Below are 12,819 nucleotides of genomic sequence, written 5' to 3'. Positions count from 1 at the left end.
TCCGGGAAATGCACCGATTGCTTTTTTGAACTGATCAGATTTGAGGTCTACAGCTCTGAATTGAAAGGAGGGGTGTCATTCGATCATGCAAAACCGAACAGAAAAAACATGGCATGAAATGACATCAGAAGATGTGCTTCATGCGCTGCATGCCAGTCAGGACGGCCTGTCTGCTGAAGAAGCGGCTACGCGTTTGCAAACCTGCGGACCGAACCGGTTGCCGGATCCGCCGAAGGAGCACCGGCTGATTCGTTTTCTGCGGCAGTTTCACAATATCCTCATCTACGTGCTGCTGGGTTGTGCGGCCATGACCGCACTGCTGGGACATGGGTCCGATACGCTGGTGATTCTGGCGGTTGTGATTGTCAATGCAATCATCGGCTTTATTCAGGAAGGGAAAGCCGAAGCGGCCATGGATGCTATCCGGCATATGCTCGCGCTGAAAGCCTCGGTGATCCGGGCAGGGACTCGTCACCAGATTGCCGGTGAGTTGCTGGTGCCCGGTGATCTCGTCTTGCTTGAAGCCGGCGATAAAGTTCCGGCTGATCTGCGGCTGTTGCAGGTGAACGGACTCCAGGTTCAGGAATCAATCCTGACCGGCGAATCTGTGCCGGTGAGGAAAAGTGTGCAGCCTGTTGCGGTGCATACAACCCTCGGTGATCGGGCATGTATGGCGTACAGCGGCACGCTGGTGACCCGGGGGCAGGGGTTGGGTGTCGTTGTAACAACGGGTGCAGGGACAGAAATCGGCAGGATTAGCGGCATGCTGTCGACAGTTGAAACACTGACCACACCTTTGCTTCGGCAGATGGATATATTTGCGCGGTGGTTGACGGCGTTGATCTTATTGATTGCCGTGGTGCTGCTGGTCTTCGGATATTTTGTCGCCCATTTCGATTTTACTGAGATGTTCATGGCCGTGGTGGGCCTCTCCGTTGCGGCGATTCCGGAAGGGCTTCCGGCAGTCCTGACCATCACCCTGGCGGTGGGCGTGCAGGCGATGGCAAGACGCAATGCCATTGTCCGGCGTTTGCCCGCCATTGAAACGCTGGGCGCCGTGTCTGTGATTTGCACGGATAAAACAGGCACGCTGACCTGTAACGAGATGATGGTGGCGTCCGTGGTCACTGCATCTCATGCGTTCTCACTGGACGGTGCCGGGTATGAACCCAAAGGGGAAATCCGGCTCAATGATGTTGCTGTCAGCGCCAGTGAGCATGCCATTTTAGCGGAAATTGGCCGAGTAGCGGCCTTGTGCAATGACGCATCGCTGCATCATCACGAAGGCGTGTGGGAAATTGTGGGTGACCCGATGGAGGGCGCTTTGCTGACGCTGACCGGTAAGCTGGGTCTGGCGATTGAAGAAGAACTGGCCGGATGGGTGCGGACAGACGTGATTCCGTTTGATGCCAAGCATCGGTTCATGGCGACCCTGAATCACGACCACGAAAATCATGCGTTTATCGCAGTGAAGGGGGCGCCTGAACAGATTTTTTCGATGTGTGTTTTTCAGCGAACGGTCGCCGGAGACATCGAACCGATTAACTTGGGTTACTGGTATGAAAAGGCCGAAGAGATTGCGGCGCTGGGGCAGCGCGTCCTGGCGTTTGCGGTCAAACCGATGCCGCCTGAGCATACGGTGCTTGAATTGACGGATGTGGCGCAGGATCTGACACTGATTGGCATGGCCGGATTGATCGACCCGCCGCGTCCCGAAGCCATTGACGCGATCCGCGAATGCCATGCGGCTGGCATTCGCGTGAAAATGATCACCGGCGACCACCAAGGCACCGCCGTGGCGATCGCGAAACAGCTCGCTCTGCAAAATACTGAGCGGGTGCTGACGGGCGCTGATCTGGATGAGATGGACGATCCAACGCTGGCTGCGACTGTGGTTGAAACCGATGTTTTCGCCCGCACCAGTCCGGAACATAAGCTGCGTCTGGTGATGGCATTGCAATCTCACGGGATGACGATTGCGATGACGGGCGATGGGGTGAATGATGCACCGGCGCTCAAGCGGGCGGATGCGGGGATAGCCATGGGGCTGAAAGGCAGTGAAGCGGCAAAAGAAGCCGCGGACCTTGTGCTGGCGGATGATAACTTTGTATCTATCGTTGCGGCGGTCCGGGAAGGGCGGACCGTTTACGACAATATCAAAAAAGTGATCAGCTGGACCTTGCCGACCAATGCCGGGGAAGCGCTGACCATTGTGGTGGCACTGCTCTTTGGGATGACGCTCCCGATCACTCCGATTCAGATTCTCTGGATCAATCTGATTACCGCGATCACACTTGGGATAGCGCTGGCCTTTGAACCGACGGAACACAAGAGCATGCAGCGTTTGCCCCGCCGCCGGGACGAACCGCTGCTGACCGGCGAACTGGCCTGGCGGATCATTTTTGTTTCGGTGTTACTGCTGGGCGGGGTGTTCGGCATTTACGCCTATGCAATCGATCAGTCTTATTCGATTGAACTGGCACGAACCATAGCCGTGAATACTTTAGTCGTGATGGAAATCTTCCATCTGTTTTTTATCCGTAATATCTACGGGACGTCACTGAAGTGGGAGCTGATCGTCGGCACTCAGGTCGTCTGGCTGACGGTGATTTGCGTCACTGCTGCGCAATTCGCCATCACTTATCTGCCGCCTTTACAGGCACTGTTTGCGACCGTCGCCGTGCCGTTTTGGGACGGGGTGATGATCGTGGTGGTTGGCATCGTGTTTTTTGCGATCATCGAAATCGAAAAGCGGCTCCGCTTGTTGTTGCGCGAGATGCACACCGGACATCAGGTGCCATGATCCAATCATCAGTGCCATCAGTCGTGCCATCAGGTCAGATGCTTATTCAGATAATCGACCATCCCCGTGAAGGTCCTGACCTTGGGATAGTCCGTTTCCGGAATATTGACACCGCAGCTTTTTTTCAACGCGCTGAGCAGATTGAGGTAGTCCATTGAATCGAGATCGCAGGTGTCGCGTAAATCCTCATCCGGTTCAATGTCTTCCGCTGTGATTTCCGGTGCCACACTTTGTATTGCGGTGATCACTAAGGCTCTGATGTCGTCTTGATTCATTGCAGCTCCGTTTATCGCTGTTTGATGGATCACTGTTTTATGGATAACTGATTTATAGCGGCTTCATTCATAACAGCTCGGGTTGCTGTAATTGCTGGGATAACGCGTGGAGGAACTTCGCGCCCTGGATACCATCGCTGACTCTGTGATCTGCGCTGAGCGTGACCGTCATCGTGTCACAAATGTTGATCTGCCCCTGTTTGACGAGCGGGGACTGGCGTAACCGGCCAAAACCGAGGATGGCGACCTGTGGCGGATAGATCACGCCGAAGACGCTGTCTGATCCCCGATCCCCGATATGGGTGAGTGTGATGGTGGCATCGGTCAGTTCAGAGCTGCGCAGGCGGCCGGTCCGGCTACGCTGGCTGATATCCCGGAGCGCCAGCATGGTGTCATTGAGCGAAAGCTGGTCCGCATGGTGCATGGCGGGCACCATCAGGCCGCCTTCTCGCAGACTGATCACCGTACCGATGTGAATGGCCGGGGCCGGTTCAAATCGGCCGTCCAGATAGTGCCCGTTCAGGGCCGGGAAACGCGGCAGCAGGATTGCGACGGCTTTGATGAGCAGGACTGTGAGCAGCAAGCGATCGTCGGGGTCTCGTCCGGCATTTTCCTGGCTCAGCCATTGTTGTGCGACACTGAGATCGATTTCATGGCTCAGGTAGTAGTGCGGGATTTCACGTTTGGATTTCTCCATGGCGGCAGCAATGGCTTCCCGCATCGCGTTTGAATCACGGCAGCTGGTGGCTGTTTTGGGGGGCTCTGCTTTTGATGAAGGCGCTGCTGTCGCTGCCTCCGATGGGCTGAGAGCAGCGGACTGGTCCTGAAGAAGCGTTTGTATATCCTTCAGTAAAATAGCCCCTTGAGGGCCTGATCCGGAGATGCCCTGGAGGTCCAGCTGTTGTTGCTGCGCCAGCGCTCTGACAATCGGTGAAGCCAGGCGCTGTGATGTCAAAGCGCGAACGCTGGTTTCAGTTGCCGGAGCCGTTGAGACGACCGGGACAATCGGCGGTTCATTGTGTATCGGGGGCGATGTGGATTGAGACACCGGCTGCTCATTGTCTGTCACAATGTCAGCGTCTGCATTTTCCTCGGCATCTGTTTCGGTATTTGAATCTGCATTGATTGTCCCCAGAATCGCGCCGACCGGCAGGGTCAGCATCGGCTGGACCAGAAGACGGCTGATGGTGCCGGAATAATAGCTTTCCATCTCAATGGCACCCTTGTTGGTTTCGATCACGGCGATACTGTCGCCTTTGCTGACGTGCTCGCCTTCAGCAACCAGCCACTCCGTGAGCGTGCCGTCGCGCATGTCTGCCCCCAGAGATGGCATCACAATGTCGAAGGACTGGCGAGCCATCAGCGACCTTCCATCACGGCTTTTGCCGTGGTGACAATCTGTTCGACCTGAGGCAGTGCGGCCTGTTCGAGGTGGCGGGGGTAGGGGATGGGCACTTCCGCGCTGCACACCCGTCTGACTGGCGCATCCAGAGACCAGAATCCATCTTCCATGATGATGGCACTGATTTCTCCGGCCAGACTGCCGGTCTGCCAGCCTTCATCGATGAGAACCGCCCGGTGTGTTTTGCGGACGCTGTTCAGCAGCGTCGGCTTGTCCAGCGGTCGCAGGCAGCGCAGATCAACCACTTCCGCAGAAATGCCGTCCTGTTGCAGCTGTTCGGCAGCCGTCAGTGCTTTCGGCAGGTTGCCCCCGTAGGTGATCAGACTGATATCCGTTCCCGGACGGCGGATCAGCGCGGTTTCCATCGGGGCATCCGGTTTGTCCGGCACGGTGCCGGGTTCATTGAGCAGCATGACGTGTTCGAAAATCAGGACCGGATCCGGATCGGCCAGTGCCTGTCCCAGCATGTACCGGGCGTCGCTGTGCGTGGCCGGGCTCAGAACTTTGAGACCGGGAATATGGGCATAAAAGTTCTCCCAGCTGTGTGAATGCTGGGCCGCCAGCTGCCTGCCTGCACCACAGGCCATGCGGATCACTAAGGGGACATGGAACTGACCGCCGGACATATGGCGCAGCGTAGCCGCGGTATTAACGATCTGATCCATCGCCAGCAGGCTGAAATTGACCGTCATGACTTCAACGATCGGACGCATACCACCCAGCGCGGCACCGATGCCGACGCCGACAAAGCCGGACTCGCACAGCGGGGTATCGATGATGCGTTCGGCTCCAAACTGGGCCAGCAGCCCTTTGCTGACGGCATAACAGCCGCCATAACGTCCGACATCTTCGCCCATCAGAAAGACCCGGGGATCCTGATTCAGCGTTTCTTCCAGACCGGCACGTAATGCTTCGCGGTAGCTCATGGTTTCTGAAGCCATAAATGTCCTTCCCGTAAATCGACTTAACGGTGGGTCTGCCGGGGGCTGTAGACATCCCGGGACAAATCTTCCACCGGTTCCCACTCACCGGCTTCAGCAAAACGGACCGCAGCCTGAATTTCTTTGTCAACGTCTTTTTCGATGTCATCCAGTTCACTGTCCAGCAAATGACTGTTGTTTCTCATCCATTGCACCAGTTGTCTGACCGGGCCTTTTTCTTCCCACAGCGCCACTTCTTCTTTTGCACGGTAGAGCTGGCTGTCGAAGCTGGAGTGGCCCCGAAAACGATAGGTTTTGCATTCAAGCAGATAAGGTTTCTGTTGTGTGTGGATGTACTCAGTTGCTTCAAGGGTGGCGGCTTCCACATCCACCACATTCATGCCATCTACCTGTGCGGCGGCGATGCCGTAACTGTCGGCCTTTCTGGCGATATTGGTTTCCGATTCAGACAGGGTCAGTGCGGTGCCCATGGCATAGTTGTTGTTCTCACAGATAAACAGCACCGGTAACTGCCACAACGCTGCCAGATTCAGGCTTTCATGAAACTCACCCTCGGCAACGGCACCCTCACCGAAAAAGCAGGCGGTCAGGGCGGTGCGCTGCATTTTTTTGTTTGCCAGTGCCAGCCCGGTTGCCAGCGGCAGGCCACCGCCGACAATGGCATTTCCGCCGTAAAAATGCGTTGCGCGGTCAAACAGGTGCATGGATCCGCCGCGTCCGCGACTGCATCCTGTGGTCCGGCCATACATTTCTGACAGAACACTGCCCATACTGACGCCGCGGGCCAGCGCGTGGCCGTGTTCTCTGTAGGTCGCAACGACCTGATCATCGGCACTGAGCACACTCATGACCCCGACCGCAATGGCTTCTTCACCGATATAGAGATGCAGAAAGCCGCGAATTTTTTCCAGCGCATACAGTTCGGCACATTTTTCCTCAAAGCGTCGGATCCGCAACATCTGTTTGAGCTGACGCAGTAAGTGGGCGCGGTTGATATGGAGTCTGCTGGTCATTGTTCGTCGCTCTCCAGAGTTGAAAGATCACCTTCGGGCAAGCCGAGTTCACGGGCTTTGAGCAGCCTGCGCATGATTTTACCGCTGCGGGTTTTCGGCAGGTTGCGACGAAAAACAATCTCTTTGGGCGCAACGGTCGCCCCCAGATGCTGGCGGGCAAAACCAAGTAAGGTTTTTTGCAGGGTTTCATCGGGCGTAAACCCGGGTTTGAGGGTGACAAAGGCTTTGACGATTTCACCGGCAACCGGATCGGGTTTGCCAATTACTCCGGCTTCAGCCACGGCTTCATGCTCCATCAGGGCACTTTCTACTTCGAACGGGCCAATCAGATGTCCGGATGACTTGATGAGATCATCCTTGCGTCCGACAAACCAGAAGTAGCCGTCTTCATCTCTCATGGCTAAATCGCCGCTGAGGTACCAGCCGTTGGCAAAGCAGTGGCGGTATTTTTCTTCCTGATGCAGGTAACCGCGAAACATGGCGGGCCAGCCGGGTTTCAGTGCCAGTTCACCGACCTGCATTGGTGCGGAAATGATCTGGCTGGTGCCATCGTCCTGGTGGCCGATGATGGCGGCCTGAATCCCGGGCAGAGGGCGCCCCATGGAACCGGGTTTGATGTCCTGACTGGCTAGGTTGGCAATCATGATGCCGCCGGTTTCGGTTTGCCACCAGTTGTCGTGAAAAGGCATCGAGAAGGCGGTCTGTCCCCAAATAACTGCTTCAGGATTAAGCGGTTCCCCGACACTGGCAATAAAGCGCAGCGCGGACAGATCGTACTGATTCCTGATCGCCAGCCCGGCTTTCATCAGCATCCGGATGGCTGTCGGCGCGGTATACCAGACGGTCACCTGCTGTTGCTGGAGCAGGCGATACCAGCGCTCGACGTCAAATTCGGCTTCATCGATGATCATCGTGACGCCTAAACACAGCGGCGCGATGATGCCGTAAGAAGTACCGGTGACCCAGCCCGGATCGGCGGTGCACCAGAAGGTGTCTGAGGGTTTCAGATCCAGCGCCCAAAAGGCGGATAACTGATGATAGGCCACCGCCTGATGGACGTGGATGACCCCTTTGGGCTGACCGGTTGTCCCGCTGGTAAAGTGCAGCAGCGCCATGTCTTCAGGTTGGGTTTCTGCACAAGGGAAGTCAGGGTCGGCCTGCTGCATAAGCTCGGACCATAAATGACAGTCTGGTTCGTCATCCGGTTCGCCATCAATCAGGATGACCGCTTTCAGACTTGGCAGGGATTGCCGCCACGATTTTACTTTTTTCCGGTACAGGCTGCGGGTGGTCAGCAGAAGCTGGGCTTCCCCGATGTCCATCCGGGATTGAATCGGCTCGGGGCCGAAGGCCGAGAACAGCGGGGTAAAAACACAGCCTGCTTTTAAGGTGCCTAGCGCGGCGATATAAAGTTCAGGCCGGCGACCGAGCAAACTGAAAATACGCGCGCCGGTTGGTAAATTTAACGTGTGAAGAACGCTGGCAAAACGGCTGGTGAGCTGACACAGATCGCGGTAACTGTAATCAAGAATCTCATCATTTTTGCTGATCCATCGGATGGCCAGCTTGTCTGCCACCGGGCTGTTCAAGTGGCTGTCTAGCGCCTGATAACAGATATTCAGCCCGCCGCCCGGCAGCGTTTTCAATTGCGGTCCACCTGAAGCGGCATTGTCCGAACAGAAATCGGTAAATTCGTTGCAGCATTGCTGATAGTCGGCCAGATTGGCAGCCGCGGCATTTGCTGGTTTTTTGATAATCGGAACAGCCATCTCTGCTTTCCCCTGATAAAGCCTGGCGGCGTCGATGTCATTTCATCTGGAATACCGAAGTTGCTGTATAAGGATAGTTGGCTTCAACGTGAGGATGCGGTCGAGCCTGTGAGACAAGCTGTGAATCAGTGTCCTGGGCACAGATGTTACGGACCCAATCGCCCGCCGGAGCATCAGGCGATGGACTACACTTATTTCCTGAACCTTCTGTTCTAAAATAATTATCTGAAAATACATGGATTTCAGGCTGATAAGCCGCAGCTTTGTTCTAAAGGGCGATCTTTGTTTCATCCACGGAGGCGGGCATGCTACGACTTGTTGATCTCTGTAAAGGGTATCAGGATGGCAACGAGTTTCACTCCGTACTTCAGGGAGCTGCGCTGACGCTCGACCGGGGAGAACAGGTGGCGCTGATGGGCGAGAGCGGTTCCGGCAAGAGTACACTGCTGAATCTGATTGCCGGGTTGGATCGGGTCGATCAGGGCGAAATCTGGCTGGCGGACACCCCGCTGCATGCAATCTCAGAACGGGCCCGGACGGCTTTCCGTCGGCATCATATCGGGCTGATTTTTCAGCAGTTTAATTTACTGCCCACCTTAACCACACAGGACAATATTCAGTTTTGCCGTCAGCTGAAGGGACTGCCGGATCAGCAGGAGCTCTGGCGCAATATTGTGTCGGCACTGGATCTGAAACCCTTACTCAAGCGATATCCGGAAGAGATGTCAGGCGGACAGCAGCAACGGGCAGCGATTGCCCGTGCATTGTATATGGAGCCGGATATTCTGCTGGCTGATGAACCGACCGGCAGCCTGGATGAGCGGAATGCACAGGCGGTGATGCGGCTGCTGACGGGCCTGACCAGACAATTGAATTGTTCATTGCTACTGGTGACGCACAGTCATCAGGTGGCGTCTTACATGAATGGCCGGGTGATGCTGAAAGGGGGCGTGCTGAATGCGCAACCCGGTCTTTAATGCACTCTGGGGCCATTACCGGCGTCATCCTTTGCAGATGGTGCTGCTCCTGCTCGGACTGGTCATGGGGATTGCACTGCTGGTGGGAGTACTGGCGGTCAACCAGCAGGCCAGAACAAGTTACCGGGCCGGAGAAATGCTGTTCAAAACGCCGTTCCGGTATGCCATTCGCCATCAGCAGGCCGGGATGACAGTGCCGCAGGGGCTGTATATTCAACTGCGGCGAATGGGCTATACCCAATGCGTGCCCTATGAAATGCACCGCATCGAGACAGCCGAAGCCGGTCCCCTGACGCTGGTGGGCATTGATCCTTTTGTCATGATGCCGTTTGCTTCGTCGCGCAGCGAATCGGCTCAGTCTGTCGCTTTGAGTCAGACGCCGGGGCAGATTTGGATCAGCCGTCAACTGGCACAAATCAAACAGTTAACCAACGGTCAGCGGCTCACGCTGAATACGGGGCGTGAGGTCGGTCAGCTGGCGATTGTCAATGATGACCGGATTCATGGCGCACGTCTGCTGGCCGACATGGGGCTGGTGCGGCAGTTGTTTCCCCGCTCTGGGTTTACCGCCGTGTTCTGCGGTCAGTTAAGGCAGGATGAGCAACAGGACATCAGTCAGTTGCTGCCGGGCGGGCTGATCCTGACCGAAAATGATCATGCGCATCTGGAACCTCTGACCCGGGCCTTTCATCTCAACTTATTTGCCATGGGCATGCTGGCTTTCATCGTGGGCCTGTTTATCTTTTATCAGGCCATGTCGCTGTCACTCACGCAGCGTCAGTTTCTGGTCGGTCTGCTTTGCCAGAACGGCGTATCCGGATCGCAACTGGCGAAAGCCTTGTGTGTTGAGCTGATGCTCTGGCTGGTGATTGGTGTGGTGGGCGGGAATGTACTGGGGTTGTTTCTGGCGCAAAAGCTGTTGCCGTCGGTCGCAGCAACGCTCAGCGACCTTTATCAGGCCAATATTGCGTTAACGACTGGATGGCACTGGCAATGGGGGGCGCTCAGTCTGGTGATTGCCCTTGGCGGCACTGTGCTGGCCTGCGGCTGGCCACTGGTGCGGCTGATCCGCACACAACCGGCCCGGCTGACGGCACATATGACGATGGTCAGAGGCAGCTGGCGTGAGTTCATCTGGCAGGCATTGATGGCAGCATTGTTCATCATGGCTGCCGTGATGATTTATTTTCTGGAACACAACCAGTTCGCCGGGTTTGCGTTGATCGGCTGTCTGCTGGCGGCGGCCGGACTGTTGATGCCATTTCTGTTATGGGCCGTGTTTAAAGGGCTGGCGAAATGGATTCGTTCACCACGGGTCCGCTGGTTTTTCAGTGATGCTGCAGCCAGTCTGAGTTACCGGGGCGTCGCAGCCATGGCATTTATGCTGGCACTGGCTGCCACGATCGGGATGGATACCATGGTGGGCAGTTTTCGGCTGGCAACGCAAAACTGGCTCGGGCAACGGCTGGCCGCTGATCTTTATATTCAGCCGTCCACACATCAGGCCGCTTCAATTGCCCGCTGGGCAGTCAAACAACCACAGGTCAAAGCCGTGTGGTGGCGATGGCGTCAGGAAATCACCGGGGACCGTTACGAACAACCGTTACAGGTCTTCAGTATCGGGTCATCGGCTGGAGAAAAACAGGCCCTGCCAGTCAAAGCGGCACTGGATGATTACTGGTCGTTACTGCACCGTCAGGGACCGGATAAAATCTTTCTTGCCAGCGAATCGCTTGCACTGAGAAATCAGTGGGTGCCCGGCCAGACCGTCGATTTACCACCAAGACTGGGGCAGGGCTGGCGTCTCGCAGGCGTGTATTACGATTACGGTAACCCTTATGGGCAGATTGTGGTGGCTGAGCCTGTGTGGCACACCCTTTTTCAACGGGAGGGGAAAGTCAGTTTGGCAATTCATCTCCATAACGAGAAAGAGATTCAGAGCGTGATGAATCACATTGTTGGCCGCTTCGGTCTGAAGGCCAGTCAGGTGCGTGATAACAATCAGATCATGAATCAGGCCATGGCGGTGTTTGACCGGACCTTTATTGTGACAGCAACGCTGGGCAAACTGACGTTGTTCGTTGCTGTGGGCGGTTTGTTCATTGCCACGATTGCAGGTGAAATTTCCCGGCAACGGCAGTTTGCCTTACTGCGTTGTATGGGCATGACCGGCAAAGAACTGGCATTACTGGGGGGTGGACAGCTGCTGGCGATTGGTGCCATGACAGCGCTGATTGCTTTGCCGCTGGGTTTGCTCCTGGCCCAGTTGCTGATTGATGTGGTGCTGAAATATTCCTTTGGCTGGACCATGCCGGTTCGCTTCTTCCCTTTGCAGTATCTGTTTTCGCTTGGCACCGCACTGGCAGCTCTCCTGCTGGCTGGCGCGTGGCCCGTCTGGCGGCTGGTGAGACGCTCTGCCATGTTATCGTTGCGGGAGGCATTCTGATGCCGAGACTGAGAATCTGGCTGAGGCGTTATATGTTCGGGTTGCTGAGCCTGTTCCTGTTGATCCTGTTATTGTTCGGCTGTGAGCCTGATTCCCGGGAAAACAATTCACTGGTCATACTGTCTCAGCAGAACGATGCCGGGTTTGAGCAGGTGACCCCAGGGAAGCCGCTGATTTTCCCTCAGGATCATCTCAGCCATCCCGGCTTCCGGACGGAATGGTGGTACCTGACGGCCAATCTGATGTCTGATTCCGGCCAGTGGATCGCAGTGCAATGGACGTTGTTCCGGACGTCAGCCCGGCCGAATCAGGGCGATGTCCAGGCGACGGGGTGGCAGAGTCCGCAGCGTTTTATGGCCCATGCTGTGGTCACGACGGCGCAGAAACGCTGGCAGGCGGAACGCTTTGCACGCGGCGGTATCGGGCAGGCGGGTGTGACGGCAGAACCATTCACCTTGTGGCTCGATAACTGGCGGTGGCAGGGGCAAGAACAGGGGAAAAGACAGGCGGCATCGCCATTCCCGGGGACTTTAACTTTCCGTGATCACAATATGGATGTGATGCTGAAAATGCACAGCTTTGGCAATCGGGTCCTGCAAGGGGAAGCCGGTTACAGCCAGAAGGATCCGGCAGATCCGCGGCTGGCTTCTTACTACTACAGTATGCCTTTCCTGAACATCGATGGTGAGATTCGCCTGGATGGCGAGCTGTACAAAGTGAAAGGGGAAGGATGGTTCGATCGCGAGTGGAGCAGCCAGGCGATGTCTGAACACCAGCAGGGCTGGGACTGGTTTTCAATTCATCTGGACGATGGCAGAGCACTGATGCTCTATCAGCTACGCAGTCGCAAACATCCGTCTTTTGTGTTTGGCAGTCTGAGCTGGCCGGATGGCCGAAGCATCCGGATCACTCAAGGAAAAGCCCGCATGACACCAATACGAATGGCAACATTACGAAGTGCAAGCCAAGGAACTGAAATCCAAGGCGCTGAAACGCCGGGAACCGACAACCAGACTGAACGTGAATTTCCGGTGCGCTGGCATCTGGTGGTGCCCGAACAACACATCGAGCTGGATGTTCAGGCCCGGCGCGACGATCAGCTGCTGCCGTTTCTTTTTCCCTATTGGGAAGGCCCGGTGACGGTAACCGGCAGTCACACCGGGCAGGGGTTCATGGAACTGACGGGCTACTGA

9 protein-coding genes are annotated in these 12,819 nt (G+C 56.1%); 4 read left to right on the top strand and 5 right to left on the bottom strand.

Features of this window, described 5'->3' with window-relative positions:
- Window positions 1–85 precede the first annotated feature (85 nt).
- The gene (locus SPK40_RS04470) at window positions 86–2,803 is read left to right on the top strand and encodes a cation-transporting P-type ATPase (RefSeq protein WP_330959570.1); all 2,718 of its coding nucleotides are present in this window, start codon (window positions 86–88) and stop codon (window positions 2,801–2,803) included.
- Between the two features lie 29 nt (window positions 2,804–2,832).
- Here SPK40_RS04470 and SPK40_RS04465 read toward each other — a convergent pair whose 3' ends face one another.
- The 5 genes from SPK40_RS04465 to acsA all read right to left on the bottom strand — a co-directional run bounded on the left by SPK40_RS04465 (window position 2,833) and on the right by acsA (window position 8,203).
- Window positions 2,833–3,078, bottom strand: coding sequence for an acyl carrier protein (locus SPK40_RS04465; RefSeq protein WP_248140088.1), 246 nt, complete (start codon window positions 3,076–3,078; stop codon window positions 2,833–2,835).
- A gap of 67 nt (window positions 3,079–3,145) precedes the next feature.
- Window positions 3,146–4,438 carry a dihydrolipoamide acetyltransferase family protein gene (locus tag SPK40_RS04460; RefSeq protein WP_330959569.1) on the bottom strand — a complete coding sequence of 431 codons (1,293 nt, stop codon included), beginning with the start codon at window positions 4,436–4,438 and terminating at the stop codon, window positions 3,146–3,148.
- On the bottom strand, window positions 4,438–5,421 hold the full coding sequence (locus SPK40_RS04455) for an alpha-ketoacid dehydrogenase subunit beta (RefSeq protein WP_330959568.1): 984 nt from the start codon (window positions 5,419–5,421) through the stop codon (window positions 4,438–4,440). Before SPK40_RS04455 ends, SPK40_RS04460 begins: the two co-directional genes overlap by 1 nt.
- A 23-nt stretch (window positions 5,422–5,444) precedes the next feature.
- The gene (gene pdhA / locus SPK40_RS04450; protein ID WP_330959567.1) at window positions 5,445–6,434 is read right to left on the bottom strand and encodes a pyruvate dehydrogenase (acetyl-transferring) E1 component subunit alpha; all 990 of its coding nucleotides are present in this window, start codon (window positions 6,432–6,434) and stop codon (window positions 5,445–5,447) included.
- Window positions 6,431–8,203 carry an acetate--CoA ligase gene (gene acsA, locus SPK40_RS04445; RefSeq protein ID WP_330959566.1) on the bottom strand — a complete coding sequence of 591 codons (1,773 nt, stop codon included), beginning with the start codon at window positions 8,201–8,203 and terminating at the stop codon, window positions 6,431–6,433. Before acsA ends, pdhA begins: the two co-directional genes overlap by 4 nt.
- 305 nt (window positions 8,204–8,508) lie before the next feature.
- On the opposite strand from acsA, the gene SPK40_RS04440 reads away from it, so the two are divergent.
- Genes SPK40_RS04440 through SPK40_RS04430 form a run of 3 tightly spaced genes read left to right on the top strand, consistent with a single transcriptional unit; the run spans window position 8,509 to window position 12,819 of the window.
- Entirely contained in the window at window positions 8,509–9,180 is a 672-nt protein-coding gene (locus SPK40_RS04440; protein WP_330959565.1) for an ABC transporter ATP-binding protein, read from the top strand.
- Complete coding sequence (locus tag SPK40_RS04435; protein WP_330959564.1) at window positions 9,161–11,626, top strand: ABC transporter permease; 2,466 nt, start codon at window positions 9,161–9,163, stop codon at window positions 11,624–11,626. Before SPK40_RS04440 ends, SPK40_RS04435 begins: the two co-directional genes overlap by 20 nt.
- Window positions 11,626–12,819 (top strand): lipocalin-like domain-containing protein, encoded by a 1,194-nt coding sequence (locus SPK40_RS04430; RefSeq protein WP_330959563.1) that lies wholly within the window; start codon window positions 11,626–11,628, stop codon window positions 12,817–12,819. The genes SPK40_RS04435 and SPK40_RS04430 overlap by 1 nt, the downstream gene beginning before the upstream one ends.

The organism is Photobacterium sp. 53610 (assembly GCF_036409375.1).
Taxonomy (GTDB): domain Bacteria; phylum Pseudomonadota; class Gammaproteobacteria; order Enterobacterales; family Vibrionaceae; genus Photobacterium.
Note: the sequence above shows the minus strand (reverse complement) of the source record. Positions and strands in the feature narration are given on the sequence as shown.

Coding starts and splice junctions, on each gene's coding strand:
- SPK40_RS04470 (WP_330959570.1), top strand. CDS start 86: ATGCAAAACCGAACAGAAAAAACATGGCATGAAATGACATCAGAAGAT.
- SPK40_RS04465 (WP_248140088.1), bottom strand. CDS start 3,078: ATGAATCAAGACGACATCAGAGCCTTAGTGATCACCGCAATACAAAGT.
- SPK40_RS04460 (WP_330959569.1), bottom strand. CDS start 4,438: ATGGCTCGCCAGTCCTTCGACATTGTGATGCCATCTCTGGGGGCAGAC.
- SPK40_RS04455 (WP_330959568.1), bottom strand. CDS start 5,421: ATGGCTTCAGAAACCATGAGCTACCGCGAAGCATTACGTGCCGGTCTG.
- pdhA (WP_330959567.1), bottom strand. CDS start 6,434: ATGACCAGCAGACTCCATATCAACCGCGCCCACTTACTGCGTCAGCTC.
- acsA (WP_330959566.1), bottom strand. CDS start 8,203: ATGGCTGTTCCGATTATCAAAAAACCAGCAAATGCCGCGGCTGCCAAT.
- SPK40_RS04440 (WP_330959565.1), top strand. CDS start 8,509: ATGCTACGACTTGTTGATCTCTGTAAAGGGTATCAGGATGGCAACGAG.
- SPK40_RS04435 (WP_330959564.1), top strand. CDS start 9,161: ATGCGCAACCCGGTCTTTAATGCACTCTGGGGCCATTACCGGCGTCAT.
- SPK40_RS04430 (WP_330959563.1), top strand. CDS start 11,626: ATGCCGAGACTGAGAATCTGGCTGAGGCGTTATATGTTCGGGTTGCTG.